The 21,461-nt window shown below is 47.3% G+C and carries 18 protein-coding genes, 8 tRNA genes and 1 rRNA gene; all 27 read right to left on the minus strand.

The annotated features are described in order from the left end of the window. Nucleotides 1-88: 88 nt before the first annotated feature. A complete protein-coding gene (locus ACE04G_RS07210) occupies nt 89-1,678 on the minus strand; it encodes an extracellular solute-binding protein (protein ID WP_221822465.1) in 1,590 nt (529 codons plus the stop codon). A 447-nt stretch (nt 1,679-2,125) separates the two neighbouring features. Then, entirely contained in the window at nt 2,126-4,387 is a 2,262-nt protein-coding gene (locus ACE04G_RS07215) for a helix-turn-helix domain-containing protein (RefSeq protein ID WP_221822470.1), read from the minus strand. 255 nt (nt 4,388-4,642) lie between these two features. Then, nucleotides 4,643-5,590: a ribose-phosphate diphosphokinase gene (locus ACE04G_RS07220; RefSeq protein WP_449003846.1), complete on the minus strand. Its 948-nt coding sequence runs from the start codon at nt 5,588-5,590 to the stop codon at nt 4,643-4,645. Between the two features lie 264 nt (nt 5,591-5,854). Continuing rightward, nucleotides 5,855-6,679 carry a histidinol-phosphatase HisJ gene (gene hisJ, locus ACE04G_RS07225; protein ID WP_074092958.1) on the minus strand — a complete coding sequence of 275 codons (825 nt, stop codon included), beginning with the start codon at nt 6,677-6,679 and terminating at the stop codon, nt 5,855-5,857. 12 nt (nt 6,680-6,691) lie between these two features. Then, nucleotides 6,692-7,426, minus strand: coding sequence for a bifunctional phosphoribosyl-AMP cyclohydrolase/phosphoribosyl-ATP diphosphatase HisIE (gene hisIE / locus ACE04G_RS07230; protein ID WP_397376272.1), 735 nt, complete (start codon nt 7,424-7,426; stop codon nt 6,692-6,694). Beyond that, complete coding sequence (gene hisF / locus ACE04G_RS07235; protein ID WP_221822472.1) at nt 7,419-8,180, minus strand: imidazole glycerol phosphate synthase subunit HisF; 762 nt, start codon at nt 8,178-8,180, stop codon at nt 7,419-7,421. The genes hisIE and hisF overlap by 8 nt, the downstream gene beginning before the upstream one ends. Before the next feature lie 30 nt (nt 8,181-8,210). Beyond that, on the minus strand, nt 8,211-8,945 hold the full coding sequence (gene hisA / locus ACE04G_RS07240; protein ID WP_339181104.1) for a 1-(5-phosphoribosyl)-5-[(5-phosphoribosylamino)methylideneamino]imidazole-4-carboxamide isomerase: 735 nt from the start codon (nt 8,943-8,945) through the stop codon (nt 8,211-8,213). A gap of 62 nt (nt 8,946-9,007) precedes the next feature. Beyond that, a complete protein-coding gene (gene hisH, locus ACE04G_RS07245) occupies nt 9,008-9,634 on the minus strand; it encodes an imidazole glycerol phosphate synthase subunit HisH (protein WP_221822475.1) in 627 nt (208 codons plus the stop codon). A gap of 3 nt (nt 9,635-9,637) precedes the next feature. Next, complete coding sequence (gene hisB, locus ACE04G_RS07250) at nt 9,638-10,267, minus strand: imidazoleglycerol-phosphate dehydratase HisB (protein WP_260632859.1); 630 nt, start codon at nt 10,265-10,267, stop codon at nt 9,638-9,640. After that, entirely contained in the window at nt 10,260-11,564 is a 1,305-nt protein-coding gene (gene hisD, locus ACE04G_RS07255) for a histidinol dehydrogenase (protein WP_449003847.1), read from the minus strand. Before hisD ends, hisB begins: the two co-directional genes overlap by 8 nt. 126 nt (nt 11,565-11,690) lie before the next feature. Then, complete coding sequence (gene hisG / locus ACE04G_RS07260) at nt 11,691-12,350, minus strand: ATP phosphoribosyltransferase (RefSeq protein WP_339306416.1); 660 nt, start codon at nt 12,348-12,350, stop codon at nt 11,691-11,693. A gap of 1 nt (nt 12,351) precedes the next feature. Next, complete coding sequence (locus ACE04G_RS07265) at nt 12,352-13,551, minus strand: ATP phosphoribosyltransferase regulatory subunit (RefSeq protein WP_486094305.1); 1,200 nt, start codon at nt 13,549-13,551, stop codon at nt 12,352-12,354. A 408-nt stretch (nt 13,552-13,959) separates the two neighbouring features. After that, complete coding sequence (locus ACE04G_RS07270) at nt 13,960-14,502, minus strand: acyltransferase (RefSeq protein ID WP_036616162.1); 543 nt, start codon at nt 14,500-14,502, stop codon at nt 13,960-13,962. Further along, entirely contained in the window at nt 14,499-15,155 is a 657-nt protein-coding gene (ppaX, locus tag ACE04G_RS07275) for a pyrophosphatase PpaX (RefSeq protein ID WP_449003849.1), read from the minus strand. The genes ACE04G_RS07270 and ppaX overlap by 4 nt, the downstream gene beginning before the upstream one ends. A gap of 6 nt (nt 15,156-15,161) precedes the next feature. Beyond that, nucleotides 15,162-16,187: a prolipoprotein diacylglyceryl transferase gene (lgt, locus tag ACE04G_RS07280; protein WP_237178355.1), complete on the minus strand. Its 1,026-nt coding sequence runs from the start codon at nt 16,185-16,187 to the stop codon at nt 15,162-15,164. Between the two features lie 121 nt (nt 16,188-16,308). Beyond that, nucleotides 16,309-17,247: an HPr(Ser) kinase/phosphatase gene (hprK, locus tag ACE04G_RS07285; RefSeq protein WP_017691278.1), complete on the minus strand. Its 939-nt coding sequence runs from the start codon at nt 17,245-17,247 to the stop codon at nt 16,309-16,311. Between the two features lie 421 nt (nt 17,248-17,668). Then, on the minus strand, nt 17,669-18,796 hold the full coding sequence (locus ACE04G_RS07290) for an ABC transporter ATP-binding protein (RefSeq protein WP_017691279.1): 1,128 nt from the start codon (nt 18,794-18,796) through the stop codon (nt 17,669-17,671). Nucleotides 18,797-18,899: 103 nt separating this feature from the next. Further along, nucleotides 18,900-20,096: a PucR family transcriptional regulator gene (locus tag ACE04G_RS07295; RefSeq protein ID WP_449003850.1), complete on the minus strand. Its 1,197-nt coding sequence runs from the start codon at nt 20,094-20,096 to the stop codon at nt 18,900-18,902. A gap of 143 nt (nt 20,097-20,239) precedes the next feature. Beyond that, nucleotides 20,240-20,312, minus strand: a tRNA-Lys gene (locus ACE04G_RS07300). A 7-nt stretch (nt 20,313-20,319) separates the two neighbouring features. Then, nucleotides 20,320-20,405, minus strand: a tRNA-Tyr gene (locus tag ACE04G_RS07305). A 12-nt stretch (nt 20,406-20,417) separates the two neighbouring features. Beyond that, a tRNA-Phe gene (locus ACE04G_RS07310) sits at nt 20,418-20,490 on the minus strand. Nucleotides 20,491-20,511: 21 nt separating this feature from the next. After that, a tRNA-Asp gene (locus tag ACE04G_RS07315) sits at nt 20,512-20,589 on the minus strand. 9 nt (nt 20,590-20,598) lie between these two features. Further along, nucleotides 20,599-20,674 (minus strand) — tRNA-Thr (locus ACE04G_RS07320). Between the two features lie 5 nt (nt 20,675-20,679). Continuing rightward, nucleotides 20,680-20,755 (minus strand) — tRNA-Val (locus ACE04G_RS07325). A 9-nt stretch (nt 20,756-20,764) separates the two neighbouring features. Further along, nucleotides 20,765-20,841: transfer RNA gene (locus tag ACE04G_RS07330), tRNA-Met, on the minus strand. 43 nt (nt 20,842-20,884) lie between these two features. Further along, nucleotides 20,885-20,976 (minus strand) — tRNA-Ser (locus ACE04G_RS07335). 81 nt (nt 20,977-21,057) lie between these two features. Next, a 23S ribosomal RNA gene (locus tag ACE04G_RS07340) occupies nt 21,058-21,461 on the minus strand; the annotation flags it as partial.

The following is a 21,461-nucleotide window of genomic DNA, read 5'->3' on the forward strand; positions in this document are numbered from 1 at the left end:
CCGCCATACTGGCGGCACACGTTCCTTCCAAAGTTATGCGGTAAATTACATATTGATTTAGTAATCACAAGATGAATCTGTTTAACGCTTACTGAAGTGCTGCTTCAAGTTCTTTCTTCAGTTCTGTTCCACCGAGTGACATGAAATCATTCATTTCTTTTTCATATACAGCTTCGAAGTCTGCCGGTTTAGCCATCGCAGTTTTCACAATAAGCACTTTCAACTTATCATTTAGCGCTGTACCATATTTAGATTCTGATTCAATTGGTTTGCTGAAGATAACCGGGCCAATCGTATCCGTATTAGCGATATCAATGGACTGTCTCATCAGCTCTTGGTTACGCTCTGGGAAGCCTGCAATCCATGCGGCTTCATTGGCTGCCTGATCTCCAACAACTTTACCGTTGGCAATAATGGCCATGTCACCACCGTTGTAGATACGATCTTTGACATCCTGTGGTGCATCATCTTTAACAACTGGAACACCATCAACCATATCGTAATTTTCACCTTCGACACCGGTGTTCATCTCCAGCAAGTTCGTTCCAGAAGCCATCCAGTCTAGGTATTTCACTGCTTCAACCGAACGTTTGCTGCTTTTCGGAATCATGATGTACATACCATTGCTGCCATAACGTGATTTGATGTGTTTGTTGTCCACATTCGAATTGGTGTAAGCGTCAACTGCTACAACTTTGCTATCCGGTACATTCTTTTGCAAATTATCAAGCATACCATCTGCATACAGAATCTGACCTACGTCCTCAGACATGTAGCCAATATTACCGTTCTGGAAGTCTTTGACCAATTGCGTTTTTTCTTCATCCAGACTGAAGTCTTTGCTGATCAGACCTTCATTGTAAAGTTTGTTAAGGAACTGCATCGCATCTTTGAAGCCATCATGCAATGGTAGTTCGTAACGCTGACTGTACGTAAGCCCATCTTGTACGGGTTTGATAAAGGAGTAAATCAATGTTTCGTACTGCGCTGGGGCAAGTGCCATACCCATTGGGATGTTTTTGCTGCCCAGATTGCCCGGATCTTTCTCTTTGAATGCTTTCAGCGTTTCGTACAGCTCATCCGTTGTCGTTGGAGCCTTCATGCCGACTTTGTCTAGCCAATCCTGACGAATATAAGAATTGTAGCGGGAAGTAATGGCACGTTTACCCGGAATAGCGAATTGCTGACCTTCAAGCTGACCGAATCTCAACAGGTCTTCGCCGAGATATTCTTTTAAGTTAGGTGCATGTTCATTAAGCAGTTCACCTACTTCAGTTAGACCACCTTGCTGAGCATAACGGTAGAACACACTGGAGTCGTATACAAACACAATATCTGGAACGTCGCTTGGGCTGGCCATTAACACGTTGAGCTTGGTTGTTTCTTCTGAACGTTGAACAGGTACGAATTGCACATCAATGTTATTCGGATCGCCGAATTTCTCTTGAACAAATTTAGTTAAATAGTTGTTCGTGATCGTATGTGGAGAAGGACTGTTACCACGATCGAAAACCTCCACTTTCAAAGTAACACGCTCACCATTAGTTGTTGCCCCGCCTTCTGCTGATTCTTTTTCTGATGCAGACGAGCACCCTGCAAGTAAGGACACTCCCATTACCATCGTAAGTGCCAGACCCATCCATTTCTTCTTACTCCCCTTGGTTGCTTTTCCAATCATTTTGTCATCCCCTTTTACTTTGCGTGAATGTTAAGGCTTGCTCCGAGTATTCCACATCTTTCCGAACTCTAGCAATAAACCAATTTCGGAAGCGCTTACAAACGGAATTTAGTTTATGCATTAAGCCCATTTTCTCAGACTGATTATTTTCCCGAAGCTGTGCCGCTCTAGGCTGTAATTGCTCTCAACGCCTCACGACCTGGAAATGCCTGTCCCAAGTCGGATAAACCATTTTCACACACTGCCTATATTCGTAAACGGGAAAAAAACAGGAATATTAGCTTGCTATCCTGCGAAAACAGTTGCATCCGATCTCGGGCAGCAGAGAACTGTTCAACGAAAACAGGGCGAACCTCTGCAAACCTCTCTCCTAAGTGGAAAGTGACTGCATGAAATTCACCCTGTGTTATCCTGATGTACAATTCTCAGAATATGTTCACTTTTGCGTTACTCTTCGGGTTCTCGATGTTCACGTTTCAAACGACGATAATCTCCTGGTGTAATACCCGTTACCCGCTTAAATACACGTCCCAACGTAATTCCATTTGCATACCCAACCTTCAGGGCAATATCCTGCAAAGAGTAATCGGTATTGAGCAGAAGCTGCTCCGTCTCCTTCATGCGCAGCTCTGTAACAAAATCAACAAACTTCATGTTGAATTCTGTCTTGAACAAATAACTCGCATGTTTGCCCGTAATCTGGAATCGATCGCTCAGATGTTTCAATGAAAGATCAGGATTTGCAAACTGTTCTTCGATATAATTTTTCATTTCATTAACCATGGCTTTGTAACTCTTGGTTTCCGTTACCGCTACATACGTTCTGAACAAGTCCGTCAGACCATCAAACAAAAGACTTTTCACATCGGTAAGCGTCACTGCCTCTTCCACAGCACTCAACCATCTGTTGATGTTTTCTTCGGACAGCTCTTCCTGGAGTCCTTCCGACATCATGGCCACTTCTCGGCTAAGCATCTGTAACATGGCCTGAATCAGAGAACGAATCTCATCATCCGGCAGTTTGTTCTGTTCAAATGCCGTAAAGATCTCCTCCAACTGTTCCCGCCACTGTCCACTCGACATCCGGAATCGCTTAACAAAGTCCGCAATCATCTGCAGATAGGTATAGGTATCCAGCAAAGGATGCTGTGTTTCACCGCAGTCGGCTTGGCCGACATCTCCATTCATCAACAGTTTACGCTGCATTACCGCTTCTGCAGCTGCATAGGAATCTCGTATTGTACCGATTCCCTGAGCGATAGGTCCAATGCCAAAGCTTAAGGAAATGCGTAGATTTTGTTCTACCCAAGATTTGCATTCCTCAGCTACAACAAGAATCTGCCCAGACATATCCATGTTGTTATCATTCTGTTCTTTGAACACAAAAAGGATTGCAATTCGATCTACACTAATCCATTCCGTCCAGCATTGGACTCCCGTATTACGTGACAGCTCTTGCAAAACGTTCATCAAGGCAAACTTCAGCGTATTTTGTTCGCCTCTCGTGTATCTCTCCTGAAATCCCTTCTCATAACGGTTAATCTCTCCAACAACAACGACAAAACGCGACGAGTCACGCACTTCATTCAGTGGTGAGAGCTCTTTTAATTGCTCTGCTGCATTTTCCATGTGTTCACCATGCAACAGGGCATTGAACAACTTGCTGCGCTGCATGAGTACATTTTCCCTGCTTTTTTTGTCATAATCCATCATATGATTAATCAGATTCTCAAGCACACCGTCAATCATCTTCATCTCATCCGTGCGAGCACCTGAGTGTTCAAACGCCCGAATCTGATGAGACTCAATACGGTTCATGATGATCTGAATGGGTTTATAGTTACGGCGAGTAATGTACACGATATATACAATTGCACAGATAACAGTCACAATAGCAATGATTACCCATACATAAGATATAACAGATACCCAGCCAAATAAGTTGCCGGCCTTAATTCCACTGGATATTGTCCAGCCCAGTCTTTCTAGCGATAGCCTATTCAGTTCCTGACCGTCTATCGAGCCCTCTTGGTCCGAGTGTGCATTATACACAACCTTACCGTCCCGATCCGTAATCGTCAGGAATGAGAGCTGACCATTAACCATACTATCTACACTCTGTTCAATGCTGCTCATCTTGATATTAATGACCAATGTGCCCTGCGAGCCAAAAGGCAAAGGCATGTCCTTGTTCACGGTTAATACGCGAATAGGAGTACGTTGGACAGAATCCGCATCAAATTCCCGAACCGGCTGCCAGCCCGAACCTATAGACCCGTTAACCATTTGATCAATCCATGCGTTATCCGAGTAACTTTCTGCTTCTTTGGAACCACTTACAGTCAGAACATGTTCATTTCGCTTGTCATATAGATAGATGGACTGAATCCATGAGGACGAATTGGATAGCTCACGTAAATTCTGCGCAATTGCATACACCGTGTCCGAGCTAGTTAGGTTTGTGTTATTAAAATAGAGTTTGTATGCCTGCTGACTCTGTACCGTCTCCAGAATGGATAGTTCAATATCCCTGATTGTGCGATCCACTGTGTCGATCATATAACTGGAGGAGATCCGGTCTGCTTTTTTTGTTTCTTCTTTAGAGATGTCATTGATGAATACAAACGCGATGAAAATGAGTATGGTCACCGTAAGAAAAAAAATTGGGAAATACGAAAACAATAACCGGTAGTACCAATTACGAGACAATAGACCCCACTCCTCACTCCACGATGCCAATGTTCTCAGCCGTGGTTCTACTGTTCAGCATCCATCTCGCCTTAGAGGCTGAATACTATATGATAACGCTATCATAACTGATTTTATGTTATTATAGCACAAGCCTCTGAGCAGCAAAGCAAGAATTGAATTCAAAGAGCCAAAACAAAAAAAACCGTGCTGAGCAGACAACAACTCAGACACGGGACAGTTCATCTGGCAGCACACCGTTATATCCTCGATGCTCTAAATGCCAGAATCTTTAAACAATGTGGCCATAGAGCCACCATCCACAATAATGCGTACGGCGCGGGCCAGCATTGGTGCAACAGGTAACACTTTGAAGCATTCGGGGTGGTCATCTGGCAGTGCGATCGAGTCCGTAACGACCACCTCTTCAATTGACGGGTGATTCAATTTACTCACTGCCCCATCGGAGAACAATCCGTGTGTTGCACATACATATACATTTTTGGAGCCACGTTCCTTCAACCCTTCCAAAACATTCAGAATGGTTGTTCCGGTGTCGATCAGATCCTCAATAATAATAGGTGTCCGCCCTTCTACATCACCAATGACATGGGTAATCACCGATTCATTATGGCTTGGACGTTTCTTGATCATAATGGCAAATGGAGAATCCAGACGGTTCGCCAGCTTCTCTGCCATCGATGCTCGTCCCGCATCAGGGGAGACTACAACAGGGTTCTCAATTCCTTTGCTTAACAAATAATCACTAATTAGATCCAGTGATGTCATATGGTCAACCGGAATGTTGAAGAATCCCTGAATGGCCGCTGCGTGCAAATCGATTGTTACTACTCGATTGGCGCCAGCTGTCGTTAATACATCTGCTACCATCTTGGCCGAGATTGGTTCCCGTGGAGCGGATTTACGCTCTTGACGAGCATAACCATAATAAGGAACAATGATGTTCACAGTGCGTGCGGAAGCCCTCTTTGCGGCATCAATCATCACAAGCAACTCGACAAACAGCTCATTGATCGGATGAGACAACGACTGTACCAGAAACACATCACAATTACGGATCGTTTCTTCATAATGAACGTATATTTCTCCGCTCTTGAACCTGGACAGCTTGATCTTGCCCAGTTGTACACCCAGCTTGTCACATACCTGTTCTGCCAGCTTAGGGTTCGATGAACCGGAAAAAATACGTAACGAATGCTGCATAATGCCCTCCCGAGGGTTGAAATCCCTATATAATCCCTTATCTAAAAGCGATTGTTCAAAAAGACCGGATTTCAGTACCGAGAAGATGGGATAAAGCTAGAAATGGAGTAGCGGAGCGTAGGCAAAACTACGTGAGCAACGGACATTTCGGCTGAATTCCAGCTTCGATGCTGAAGATGCCATTAGGCATCCTTCGTAATCAAAGGCGGACTTTTTGAACTACCTCTAAAAGGTTATTTCCTACCCTCATTATACTCTAATGGCTTATACATTTAAAGGAATGAACGAGCGATGACGGCCTTCGAAAACAGCGACTTCCGTACAGCCCAACTCATGTAAAAGTGCTTCAGCTTCAGGCAAATAATCGCCCAGCTTCATTGGGTCATGTGCATCAGAGCCCATGGTTAATGGAATACCCAAGCGAATGGCTTCCGTCAGCATTCTGCGACTAGGGAACATCTCGGCACAAGGCTTCGATAACCCGGAGGCATTCAGCTCCATGGCGCAGCCACTTTTGGCAATAGCCTGCAGCGCTGCGTTCTCCAGTGAGATACGTTCTTCTGTCTGCTCTGTTGAAGGAACAAAACCAAACCGTTTAATGACATCCGTATGACCCATAATATCGTACATGCCCGTGGCGGCTGCTTTGCTTACGGCATCGTAGTACTGACGATATACCTCAAGGATGTCTTTGCCCTCCCAGTGATGGGTCTGGCGGAAATCCGTAATGTCCCATTCCCCGAGGAAATGAACAGAGCCAATCACATAATCCCATGGATAACGCTCAATGATTGCACGGATCTCTGTTTCCCAGCCTTCAATATAGTCACCTTCCAGACCAACACGTACGTCAATCTGCCCGCGGTAACGTTCTTTCAGGGAGAAACACTCCTCCACGTAACGCGGCAGTTCATCCATAGGCATCGCCATTTCCGGATAATATTGAGCCGGATCGACATGCAACAATGGCATGTGATCGGACAATCCAATCTGGGAGAGTCCGATCTCCACACCACGCTGCACGTACTCTTCCAGTTTGCCAACGGCATGTCCACACCGCTCATGGTGTGTATGATAGTCTATACGCACGAAACTCGCCTCCTAATCGCGGCGAGGCCGTTCATGACGGCGGCTCAGCTCTGACATAATGTCGTCCAGCGGCAGCTTGCGCTCTTGTAACAGGACGAGCAGGTGATACATCAGGTCACTGACTTCCAGACGAAGCTCGTCATTATCTTTATTTTTGGCGGCGATGATTGTCTCGGACGCTTCTTCACCGATTTTTTTCAGTATTTTGTCTACACCTTTATCAAAGAGATACGTTGTATATGCACCCTCAGGACGCTCACGTTCACGCTCTGCAATAACGGATTCCAGTTCAGCCAATACCTCAAAGCGACTTTCGGAACCGGAACTTGCAGAAGCAGATGCCGCACCCGCTTCATCCGAAGCCTTGTCTGCCGATTTCTCTGGCAAACCAATGATTTCATTATGGAAACAAGTTACCGCCCCTGTATGGCAAGCCGGACCGTTCGGTTTCACCTCAACCAACAAGGTATCACCGTCACAATCATATTTTAGGGAAGTAATCGTCTGCACGTTGCCAGATGTTGCCCCTTTATGCCACAACTCCTGACGCGAGCGTGACCAGAACCACGTCTCACCGGATTCTAGCGACAACTTCAGAGATTCGCGATTCATATAAGCCATCATTAAGACTTCCCGAGTATCCATATCCTGCACAATGGCAGGAACCAATCCGTCACTCCAACGAATGTGTTCCACAACCTGCTCCAAGGATAGCTGTTCCTTGATTTCATCGCTCACTTTAGTCACGGATCTCCACCCCTTGTTCTCTCAAATGTTGTTTTAACGCCGGTACGGCGATTTCTTTGTAATGGAAAATCGTTGCGGCCAGCCCTGCGTCCGCTTTGCCTGTGGTAAATACATCATAGAAATGAGATTCCTTGCCCGCACCGCCCGATGCGATGACTGGAATACGCACAGATTCGGATACCGCTGCCGTCAGCTTCAGATCAAAGCCGTCTTTTGTTCCGTCCGCGTCCATACTGGTGAGAAGAATCTCCCCCGCGCCCAAGCTCTCAGCCTTTTTAACCCATTCCAGTGCCTTGATCCCGGAGGGTTTCCGTCCACCATGGGTATAGACTTCCCACTCGCCCCAAGCTTCGTTATACTTGGCATCGATCGCTACCACGATACACTGCGAGCCAAAGCGACGTGCACCATCGGCAATCAACTGCGGATTAAGTACCGCGGCTGTATTCACTGCAATTTTATCCGCTCCCGCACGGAGAATCCGCTTCATGTCCTCTACCTTGGAGATGCCACCGCCTACTGTAAAGGGAATTGCAATCTCGCCCGCTGTCTGCCGCACGACTTCTTCCATCGTTTCGCGGCCTTCCACTGAAGCGGAGATATCGAGAAACACCAATTCATCCGCGCCCTCGCGGTCATATAGTGCCGCCAGCTCTACCGGATCACCCGCATCGCGGAGATTAACGAAGTTGACGCCTTTGACGACCCGTCCGTCCTTCACGTCCAGACAGGGGATGATTCTTTTTGCCAGCATGTTACCTCTTCCTCTCTATCCGAATATCTCTTACTTATTTACCGCACGTACTGCTTCAGACAGATCGATGCTTCCCGTATACAGTGCTTTACCCACGATTGCTCCACCAACACCATCATCCGCGTGGCGACTCAGACGAAGCAGATCATCCATTACACTCACACCGCCGGAAGCAATAACCGTCCGTCCGCTTGTCTTGGCTAGAGATACAATCGCTTCCACATTAGGACCCTGCATCATGCCATCACGGGAAATATCCGTAAAGATAAACGTTTCTGCCCCATATGCCGCCAATTCCTTCGCGAGTACCTCTGCTTGTACTTCCGATGTTTCAAGCCATCCGCGGGTTGCCACGTAACCATTACGAGCGTCGATGCCAATTGCCACTTTGTCACCGTAACGTCCCAGTACTTCCTCTGTAAATGCACGATCCTCAATCGCTGCTGTTCCAATGATCAGCCGGCTAACACCCAGACCCAGCAAACGTTCTACATCAGCTACCGTACGAAGTCCGCCGCCCACCTGAACAGGTACGTTCACAGCCGAGGCAATCCGCCCGATCAGCTCATCGTTAACAGGGCGCCCTGCTTTCGCACCATCCAGATCCACCAGATGAACGTATGTACCGCCTTGCTTCTCCCAGGATAGAGCCACTTGAACCGGGTCATCGTTATACACGGTCTCCTGATTATAATCTCCCTGCACCAGTCTTACACATTTGCCGTCCCGGATATCAATCGCCGGATATAGGATAAAAGATGACATACAAGGCCTCCTGAATATGAATTAGATTTGTACGCTTTCTATAGTTAAGAAGAGATGATATTTTACCTTTGTACAGGTGATCCTGTCAGAGCCAAAAAGTTGCCGAGCAGCTTCATACCAAGCTCTCCACTTTTCTCCGGGTGGAATTGCATGCCGAAGTTGGATCCTCTGCCTACAATGGCTGTCACCGGATGTCCATAATCCGTTACTGCCAGCAGATCGTCCCTGTTTTCAGTAAGCGCATGATAGGAATGGACAAAATAGACGTGACCTGCCTCAAGCCCCTTAAATAGCGGATTTTCCGCGTGCAGGAATTCCAAACGGTTCCATCCCATATGAGGAACCTTCAGCTCTCCTGGTGCGAATCGCACCACTTTACCTGGCAAAATATCCAGTCCTTCATGCTCGCCATGCTCTTCACTTGAGCTGAACAACAATTGCATGCCCAGACAGATACCGAGCAGTGGCTTGGACCCGGCAGCGGCTTCCTTCACCACCGTATCCAATCCACTCTCCCGCAGATGAACCATCGCATCACCAAAAGCACCTACGCCTGGCAGAATGACACCATCTGCGCCAAGAATCTCTTCCCGGTCACCCGTGACCAGCGCTTCGTAGCCAAGACGTTCGACCGCTTTGCCGACGCTGTGCAGGTTACCCATACCGTAATCGACAATTGCAATCGCCATCGTCTACAGCACTCCCTTCGTGGAAGGCACACCTGTTACACGTGGATCAATCATCGTTGCTTCATCCAGTGCACGTCCCAATGCTTTAAAGATCGCTTCAATCATGTGGTGGGTGTTCTGACCATAGTGCACAATGACATGTAACGTAATCCGAGCTTCCAGCGCCAATTTCCACAGGAATTCATGTACCAGTTCCGTGGAGAAACTGCCTACCTGTTGGGAAGGGTATTCTGCACGATATTCAAAGTGAGGCCGGTTGCTCACATCAATAATGACCTGAGCGAGTGCCTCGTCCATTGGTACAAAAACACTGGCGTAACGCTTAATTCCGCGTTTGTCACCCAACGCTTCTCGTAACGTCTGTCCCAGACAGATTCCGATGTCTTCAACCGTGTGATGATCGTCGATATCAATATCTCCACGGGCCTGCACGTTCAGGTCGAATTGTCCGTGCTTCGTGAACAGATCCAGCATATGGTTCAGGAAAGGTACATCCGTTTCAATCGTGGATTGTCCTGTTCCATCTACATTAAAGGCCAATTGAATATTGGTCTCATTTGTTTTGCGGTCAACCTCTGCTTGGCGCACTGCACCTTTGGTTTCAAGTTCCACACCATTATTTTGCTTATCCATTGTCCGATTCCGCCTTTCCTTCCTGTTCTAACCGTACAGCAATTGCACGGGCATGCCCTTCAAGACCCTCATGGCGGGCCAACTCTATAATAGCCGCTCCGTTCTTCAGCAGCGCTTCTTTACTATAATAAATCAGACTCGATTTCTTGATAAAATCATCCACGTCCACTGGCGAACTGAATCGCGCAGTGCCATTGGTCGGTATAATGTGATTGGGTCCTGCAAAATAATCCCCTACCGGCTCCGAGCTGTACGGGCCGAGGAAGATCGCACCGGCATTTTCGATCCGGCCAGCATAAGCCATCGGCTCCTGCACCATGATCTCCAGATGCTCCGGTGCAAGCCGGTTCACCACGTCGATTCCCTCATCGATGGAATCAACCACAATAATAGCGCCATACTGCTCCACGGATGAAGCAGCGATATCCCGCCGCGGCAGCACTTCAAGCTGCCGCTGCACTTCGCCCTGCACGGCTTCCGCCAGCGTGGCCGAATTCGTGACGAGAATGGCCGATGCCATCTCGTCATGTTCCGCCTGCGACAACAGGTCGGCGGCGACATACACCGGATTCGCCGTATCATCGGCGAGCACCACAATTTCACTCGGCCCGGCGATACTGTCGATATCGACCGCACCGTACACCTCGCGCTTCGCGAGCGCCACGTAAATATTGCCCGGTCCACAGATCTTGTCGACCGGTGCAATACTCTCCGTGCCGTAAGCCAAGGCGGCGATAGCTTGAGCGCCGCCAACCCGGTACATCTCGCTCACGCCTGCTTCCGCAGCAGCAACGAGAATGTACGGGTTTATACCTTCGCCACCGTTCGTTGACGGCGGCGTCACAAGAACAATCTCCGGCACACCTGCCACCTGTGCCGGAATCACATTCATCAGCACAGACGATGGATATGCTGCTTTGCCGCCAGGTACATAGACCCCGACTCGCTTCAGCGGTCGGATGACCTGGCCCAGCAGGCTGCCGTCCGGCTGCCAATCCATCCACGAGTTGCGTTTCTGTTTCTCGTGAAACGCACGAATGTTGGCGGCGGCTTGCCGAATCGCCGTCACAAAGGATGGCTCCACGGCTGCATAAGCCGCCTGCAGCTCTTCCTGCGGCACGCGCAAATCCGCGGCCGTCAGCTTTGTGCGGTCCAGCTGCTCTGTGTAACGCAGCAGGGCCGCATCACCCTCACGGCGAATGTCGCTGACAATGCGCCGTACCGTCTCATTTTGCTCCGGCGTGCCATACTCCACTTCCCGCTTCAGATCAAACTCCCGTGCAAGTACAATTTTCATACGTACAACCTCCTTATCCCCTGTAGTGCCTGCCTATTCATGGCCGATTTGTTTCTTTGTTGTGTCTCTTACTCTTACTTTTCTACTGCTTTGTATGTTTCTCATCTATGTTTCCAACGCAGTACTTCATCCCCGAAAGCTTCCCGCAGAAATCTCATTCGATGCCGGAATGACCTGTTGAAGTGCATCACACAAAGCCTGGATTCGTGCATTTTTCATCCGATAACTTACCCGATTGGCGATAAGACGGCTAGTGATGTCCAGAATGCCTGTCATCTCCACCAGTCCGTTCTCGCGCAGCGTCTGACCTGTCTCCACCAGATCGACGATCCGGTCTGCCAGACCAATCAAAGGCGCAAGCTCAATGGAACCATTCAGCTTGATCACCTCGACCTGCTGCCCCTGCTCCCGAAAATACTGTGAAGCAATCCTTGGATACTTCGTTGCAACACGTTGCTGTATGCCTGGCTTCCAGTCGGGGAGTCCGATCACAGACATACGGCACTGGGCGATTCCCAGATTCAACAGTTCGTACACGTCCCGATCTTCCTCCAGCAGCACATCTTTACCAACAACTCCGATATCGGCAACACCGTACTCCACATACGTTGGAACATCTACTGGCTTAGCCATAATGAATTCCATTCCCGCTTCCGGTACTTCGATGACCAATCTGCGTGTATCGTCCACGTCTTCTGGAATATCCAGCCCCGCTTCACGAAACAATTTGGAGGCTTTTTTATAGATTCGGCCCTTCGGCATGGCCACCTTCAGAATATCCGACATCTCAGCGTCCTCCTTCTTCAGATCCGTAAGTAATAACCTGCTCAGCCTCAGCGGTTCTTGCTTCAACCGATACGGCATTTGCCCCAGCCCCGTCTTCAGGAAGAAGGAGTGTCACTACATTTTGTCCCATACTGCGTAATCTTGCCGCTTCTGTTAGTGCCTCAGCCCGACGTTTCGGGGTATATTGGATAAGTACCGGTTTTTTCTCTTCAATCGTAATGCCATGAACACCATCAATAATCCGGTTTGTTTTCAGTGCAAATCCTGTAGCTGGCAATGAACGACCAAACTGTTGTAACAGATTATCATACCGTCCACCGCTACATACCGGAGATCCCAGTTCGGCTGCATACCCTTCAAAGGTCATGCCCGTATAATAGGAGAAATCACCGATCATCGTCAGATCAATCAGCACATGATCGGATACACCGTACGCTTCCAATACTTCGAATACGGCACACAGATGTGCAATTGACTGTGCTGCTTCAGCACTTGAACTTAGCTCTACCGCATGTGTGCATACTTCCTTGCCACCACGCAGACGAAGGATCGCTTCGAGCTGTTCTTTCAGCTTAGGCTCCAGATTCAATGCTTCAATGGACTGGCGGTAGCCGACATAATCGCGTCCGAGCAGACCTTCCTTCAATTGCTCCTGCTCAGCGGTCTGACCTGGAATCACTTCCTCCAGTAATCCGTTCAGGAATCCCATATGGCCCATCGCTATTTTAAAAGAAGACACGCCCGCTGCCTGCAAAGAGGCAATTGCTAACGCAACAACTTCTGCATCCGCCTCAGGTGAGTCGTCTCCCACCAACTCCACGCCCGTCTGGAAAAATTCAGCCTCACGCCCAGCTTCCTCTTCAATAGAACGAAATACGTTCGCATGATAGGACAGACGCAGCGGCAACTGCTCATCTTTGAGCATGGATGAAACGACGCGTGCAATCGGAGCCGTTAGATCCGATCTGAGCACCAGCGTGGTTCCCCGGCTGTTTAGCAATTTAAATAATTTTCGATCTGATGTAGAGCTTGCCACACCTACCGTGTCGTAATATTCAATCGTTGGTGTGATGATCTGACGGTAACCCCAGCGTTCCATACATTCCAGTACATTGCGTTCAATCGTCCGCAGCTTGGATACTACATGTGGTGTATAGTCGCGGAATCCGGTCGGTTTTAAAAAACCTTTTGGTTTGGACATTGGTAATATTCACCCCGAGTCAGTAGTTTAAGAGTAGTGCTCGTTCTATTTCAACAGGATTTATGTAGTGTAAATCCCCATTCTATCTTGTAACCCTGAATCACCGTATTGCTGCAAAAACCTTCAACTATTGGTTTAGTTCAACCTTTATCACGTTAAATTCCCTCGAAATACTTTCACATGGTAAAGTGCTAACAAACTAAAGGATATGGGATATGATAACATGAAATCCGCACTACCGTCAACAATACCAAAGCTTGATTGCCCATGGAACGACATATCGTTTTATATACACACCGTTACGCCTACCAATCGGTATTTATATACGAAAAAAGCTGCCATAAGCAGCTTTTTACTTCAACCCATCTTCATTCCTTACTTACTTTATTGACTCATTACTTTATTGACTCAATGCACACTACCCTGAGAAGAATCATCCGTGTTAAAGACCGTTTCTTCCGTAGAAGCTGCCGCGCGGGATAAATCACGTAGTGGATTGCCTCCAACAAAAGCTCCTGGTGCAACATCCTTATGTACGACAGCTCCAGCAGCCACAACGGCTCCGTCCCCTATAGTCACCCCGGGCAGAATCGTCGTATTGGCACCAATCAGTACATTTTCCCCGATAATCACCTCACCGAGCCTGTACTCCTTAATGAGATACTCATGAGCGAGAATCGTTGTGTTGTAACCGATGACCGAGTTTTCGCCGACCGTTATTTTCTCCGGAAAAAACACATCGACCATCACCATCAGGCCAAAGGCCGTGTGTTTTCCCACCTTCATACCGAGCATTCGGCGGTAAATCCAGTTCTTCACCGATAGGATCGGACAATAGCGTGACAACTGGATCCAGATAAAATTACGAACGCCCTTCCACGGACTCACTGTCTTGTAGATATGCCAAAGTGCATTCTGGTCCTCTACCGGATAGCGGGTTACTTTTCTCATGAACGTCTCTTTTCAATACGGATGAGTTTCAACAAATCTCTCATGTCGTGCAACATATGATCGGGTCCATATCCGTTCAGGATTGTTTCCCCTTTAAGGGACCATGCAACCCCCGCCGAGAGAGCGCCCGCATTCTGTGCCGATTGGATATCCACCGGACTGTCCCCTACCATCAACGTTTTAGCAGGATCTGCACCCAGTTCCGTCATCGCTTTCAGTACCGGTTCAGCGTGCGGCTTCGGATTCGTCACATCGGTCACTGTCACAATTGTCTTCATATATTTCAGTAGGTCAAAACGTTCCAGCACCTTTAATGTAGATGGACGAATTTTGGTTGTGACTACACCCATCACAATGCCGGCCTGATGCAGCGCCTCTACTACCTCAATAACATGTGGAAAAGGTCTAACCATCGCTTCATGATGGATATCATTATAAGCACGGTAACCTTTCACGTACTCGGAGACTTCCTCCTGGCCAGAGAAAGTGCGCATTTGCTGCTCCAGTGTGCCACCCATATGTGGAATGATCTGTTCCCGTGTCCATGGAGCTGAATGCTCCCATCCCCCCATGACATGCTGGAATGAGCTGATAATCAACTCATTGGTATCAATAATCGTTCCGTCCAGATCAAACAATACCGTGTCAATCATGTTGCATTACTCCTTTTTATCATCAACTTGCTTGGATTCATCTTTGGCTGGAGGTGTTATCTTGTTCTCTTTGCCAGCAACTGTTCCCGTATGCTCCATATCATCTGAGGTAACTTTGGACGATACAATCGGATCACTATAACGAACATCTGCTTTACCTGTCACTCTTCTCACCACAATGAATACAACAGCAACAATAATGATGCCAATCGCGAGCAGTTGCGAGATTCTTACGTTACCGTAAGCAGGATCAAGATATCCTTGTTCAAAGCCCATTGCAGTCATTGGAGACCACAGCCCGTTCACTAATGAAGCAACCCACTGCGGAGCCTGGAAGCCCAGACTGTCCGTACGCAAAGCTTCAATAAAGAAGCGACCGATAGAGTACCAGATGAAATAAGACATGAACAGTTCACCTGAACGCAGAAACTTCTGACGACGCAGAACCAGCAGCAAGACCAGACCAACGAGACTCCACATCGATTCATACAAAAATGCAGGATGGTGGAATACGCCTTCTACGTTCATTTGATTCACAATAAAGTCCGGCAGATGAAGCTTGTCTCTCAAAAATGATTCTTCTACAGGACCGCCGTAGGCTTCCTGATTCACAAAGTTCCCCCAACGCCCGATCAACTGTCCAACGAGCAGTCCAGGCGCACAGATATCGGCCATACGCCAGAAGTTATATCCTTTACGACGGAAGAAAATAACTGCACAGATAATAGCACCAATAAGTGCACCATAGATGGCTATACCGCCATTCCATATTTTAAAGACATCCCAGAAATTATCCTTATAATCTTCCCATTTAAATGCTACGTAGTAGATGCGGGCACCAATGATGGCAGAAGGCACGCCCAGCAGGACCATGTCCATGAACACTTCCTGTGGAATATTGTATCGTTTGCCCTCCCGGATCACGAGCAGGAGTCCTATAAGTGCCGCGGCACCAAGAATAAGCCCGTACCAGTGAACCTTTAACGCTCCAATAGAGAACGCAATCGGGTTCAACAGTAATAATGTATCCATTCATTCACACTCCTATTTATTCAATCAATCGCACGCATGACGAATGGTTGGCATGCCCTGCGCCTTAAGAGAAGCAGTACATGTCAACCATTTATCTTCATTTCCTTGTATAAAATATTTCTTAATCCATGTCTTCCATATCTTCCGAGATGGTTGCTGTCAGCTTGTTTGTAAACTGCAGTGCAGCATTGAGGCCCATCTGTTTCAGACGATAGTTCATACCTGCCACTTCAATAATAACCGCCAAGTTCCGTCCCGGACGAACAGGGATCGTAACCAGAGGCACATCCGTATCAATGATACGTGTAGTCTCTTCATCCAGACCCAGACGATCATATTGTTTATCTTGCTGCCATGCTTCCAGACGTACAACCAAGGTAATCCGTTTATTATTCCGAACCGCACCAGCTCCGAACAATGTCATGACGTTGATAATACCGACACCTCGAATTTCGAGTAAGTGGCGGATCAATTCAGGTGCTGTACCATGCAGTTGAAAATCTGACGTTTGGCGGATCTCTACCGCATCATCGGCAATCAGTCGGTGTCCACGTTTCACCAGTTCAAGCGCTGTTTCACTCTTACCAATACCGCTACTACCTGTAATCAGCATACCTACGCCATAGACATCACAAAGTACACCGTGAATGGTTGCTGTTGGCGCCAGTTTCTTCTCCAGGAAACCGGTAATCCGGCTGGATAGAATCGTTGTTGCCATATTGCTGCGAAGTACAGCCAGATTCTGCTCTTCACTAATATCAATCAGCTCTTGCGGAACTTCCAGTCCACGCGTGACAACGATACAAGGCGTCTCTTCCGTACAAAGACGTTGCATACGATCGCGCCGCTCTTGCTCAGGTAACATTGCAAAGAAAGCTAACTCCGTTCTTCCAAGCAGCTGTACCCGTTCTTGTGGATGATATTCAAAATAACCGGCCATTTCCAGACCAGGACGGTTCAGGTCATCTACCGTAATGACTCTTTTCAATCCGTGAGATCCAGAAACAACCTCCAACTGAAATTGCTGCACGAGTTCAGATACTTTCACTTTTTTCGCCATTTGTCTCTTCCTTTCAGCATTAGCTGTCCCTCTATGTACATCAGATCGTGTATCAGTTATTTCCATTATTAGCGCATTCACATCATGGGGTACAGAATGCATACCCTTCCAACAGTCGATTCTCTCAAATAAATGAAGACAGACCTTCAAATAATCTTAAATGAATTCCGGGATGAATGCAATCGCAGCCTCCGACAACCATTAGTAAGAAAAGTCTTCTGATCGAAGCACCTTCTGGGATACTACATTCGTAGTTTAGCGGCCGTTTTTTCTTGCGGTTATTAATCCTTCAACTCTGCCGAAACTTATAGAGTTCCAATAATCTTAAAAAAGCCCCTTCCAGCAATAACGGAAGGGGCTCTCATTACAATGTATAATTGCATTAACTGTCAGGTTCCATCGTCACCGAGGAATCCCAGTATTATTTGTCTTGAAGAAGTACGTTCACTTCAGTCTCTTTGTCAAAGATATGAACTTTGTTCATGTCGATGGCCATTTTAACTGTGGAACCATCACGAGTGTTAGAACGTCCGTCTACACGTGCGATTGTTGTATCATTACCAACACCGCTCAAGTAGAGGAGCATTTCGTGACCCAGGTTCTCTGTAACATCTACGTGTGTAGAGAATACGGAGTTCGGGGATGCTTCCAGGAATACTGGCTCTTCGTGAATGTCTTCTGGACGAACACCCAGAATCACTTCTTTGCCAATGTATCCTCTAGATTTCAACACTTGTGCTTTACCTTGCGGGATTTCAACATCCACACCAGGAGCTATGAAATGCATGCTAGTACCTTGCTCAGCGAGTTTACCCGAGATAAAGTTCATTGTCGGGGAACCGATGAAACCAGCTACGAACAGGTTAGCCGGCAGGTTATACAACTCTTCCGGAGAAGCTGCTTGTTGGATGATACCATCCTTCATAACAACGATCCGATCACCCATCGTCATAGCTTCGATCTGGTCATGCGTTACGTAGATAACAGTTGTTTCCAAACGTTTCGCAAGTTTAGTGATCTCTGCACGCATTTGACCACGCAGTTTGGCATCCAAGTTGGAGAGAGGCTCATCCATCAAGAACACTTGTGGATCACGGACAATCGCACGTCCCAAAGCGACACGTTGACGTTGACCACCGGACAATGCCTTAGGTTTACGCTCAAGCAAATGCTCGATATCCAGGATTTTAGCTGCTTCACGTACACGTTTGTCGATCTCATCTTTTTTAACCTTACGCAATTTCAAACCAAACGCCATGTTTTGATATACGCTCATATGCGGATACAAGGCATAGGATTGGAATACCATCGCGATATCGCGGTCTTTAGGTGCAACATCATTAACGACACGGTCACCGATATAGAGTTTACCTTCAGAAATTTCCTCAAGGCCTGCGATCATACGAAGTGTTGTTGATTTACCACAACCGGACGGACCTACCAGTACCAGAAATTCTTTATCTTTAATGTCCAGGTTAATGTCAACTACAGTTGCTTTATCAGAACCCGGGTATTTTTTGAAAATATGCTCTAAACGTACTCCAGCCATGATTGTTGCCTCCTCAGAGATCATTTTGTAATCGAATACAATTTGTATTTTTATAATACCCTATCTACGTGAGGTTTGACTATTCGCAAACTGCACAAAAATATCAATGCTTTTTCGTCACTTTGTACATTAGTAGTAAAAACTGCACTAGAACGGCACTTTCGAAGTGCCTCACATCATAGCCAATCTCCTGTTTGATCTTGTCCAGACGGTATACCAACGTATTACGATGAATGAAAAGTCGTTTCGCTGTCTCGCTGACATTACAGTCCAGGCTAAAAAAAGTCTCCAGCGTAGCAAGTGTCTCACTGTCATTGAAGATAACCGTGTCTTTGCCAGTTTCCTTTATAAAACGTATACGTTGATCATCTGGAATGCTCGCTACCAACCTCTCCAGGTGAAGATCCCATGGGAGATGAATATGCTGCGTAACATGGAATGCTCTCCCTAAGTGAACACTCTCTCTAAGAAGAGTTGTGACCGATACAAGTTGTTGCGCAGGAATGCATGGCAGAGATGCAGACAGATGGAACACCCCAGCCCACTCACTGGCAACCAATTCATGCAACCCCAGACAAAAAGCGTTCAGTGAGTCCTTTTTGGCCTCCGTTGTATCTTCCTCGGCTTCTTCTGTAACAATTTCTTTATCACCCATGAAAATCCACTCTTGCTCCCCCAAAGGAATCAAGACAATCTCCTCGCCAAAGTAACTCTCAAGCAACTTGTTGAGCTCCTTGGATCGTAAACGATGGGCATCCGGTGTATCTCCTTGCAGCAAGAAGAGAATCTTCTCCGTATTCAACTCTGCTGCCACTACAAAGCGATCAGGAACAGCTTCAGCTTCCTTTTCGGTAGGTTGTTCAACCTGCTCTTTAAGCCAGAGACCCAATTCAGTCAAATACTGCTCCCTATCATTCTCATATACAACAGGTTGTACCTCATCGGGTAGAGCCGTGTTAGTACGGATTACAAGCTCGATCAATTGCCGTGTTTCCAAGGTAATAGATCTTGCAGCGCATCCCCAACACACGACGGTCTCTTCTTTCTTATTCATCCGAACCTTAAAAAATATACGCTCTCCCGTATTCAAACTGATCACATCGGATGAACTTGGAGATGCAGATTGATCAGATAACTCCTGACTCTCACCTTCATCATCACCAAAAGTCTCTGAATTCTCATGATGACCAATCAGATTTTCCACGGATTGCATCCATTCTTCTATTGTAATTTCATATTCGTCCAAAGTTGTGCCAATAATGACTTCAATTTGCTGTTTTAGATCAGGTATGAGCTTCATATAATGAACGTCACCACTCTGCATGTTTTCTACTAGTTTATCATATCTTGCCGAGTATTAATAAAAATCCATATTGAGTTAAAATCACATAACAAAAAAGAGCGACTAATCAAATTAATGATTAATCACTCTTTTCTTAAAGATGAGTCATGAAGGGCTCGAACCTTCGACACCCTGATTAAAAGTCAGGTGCTCTACCAACTGAGCTAATGACTCATAAAACTGGTGGAGGATGATGGATTCGAACCACCGAACCCGTACGGGAGCAGATTTACAGTCTGATGCGTTTGGCCACTTCGCTAATCCTCCAGGGATTAAAGGTGGCTCGGGACGGAATCGAACCGCCGACACGAGGATTTTCAGTCCTCTGCTCTACCGACTGAGCTACCGAGCCATATTTAATTTTTAGGATTAATGGCGGAACCGACGGGATTCGAACCCGCGATCTCCTGCGTGACAGGCAGGCATGTTAGGCCAACTACACCACGGTTCCAGGCATTAATGGTGCCGGCGAGAGGACTTGAACCCCCAACCTACTGATTACAAGTCAGTTGCTCTACCAGTTGAGCTACACCGGCGTATATGGTGGAGGCTGAGGGGATCGAACCCCCGACCCTCTGCTTGTAAGGCAGATGCTCTCCCAGCTGAGCTAAGCCTCCTGGGTAATATGGTAGCGGCGGAGGGGATCGAACCCCCGACCTTACGGGTATGAACCGTACGCTCTAGCCAGCTGAGCTACACCGCCATATTAATTATGTCTTGATTGCTTGTCCACCTTTAGGTAAAGATGGCGGAGAGAGAGGGATTCGAACCCTCGCACCGCTTACGCAGTCTAACCCCTTAGCAGAGGGTCCCCTTATAGCCACTTGGGTATCTCTCCGAATAACAATCATCAACATCATTCAAGGATTGCTCCCTGAAAACTAGATTCGAAACGAAACACGCGAATTACAACTTGCTATTGGATAAGCCCTCGACCGATTAGTACTGGTCAGCTCCATGCATTGCTGCACTTCCACCCCCAGCCTATCTACCTCGTCGTCTTCAAGGGGTCTTACATACTGGGAAATCTCATCTTGAGGGGGGCTTCACGCTTAGATGCTTTCAGCGTTTATCCCGTCCGTACATAGCTACCCAGCGGTGCTCCTGGCGGAACAACTGGTACACCAGCGGTACGTCCATCCCGGTCCTCTCGTACTAAGGACAGCTCCTCTCAAATTTCCTACGCCCACGACAGATAGGGACCGAACTGTCTCACGACGTTCTGAACCCAGCTCGCGTACCGCTTTAATGGGCGAACAGCCCAACCCTTGGGACCTACTTCAGCCCCAGGATGCGATGAGCCGACATCGAGGTGCCAAACCT

Source organism: Paenibacillus sp. AGC31 (assembly GCF_057334655.1).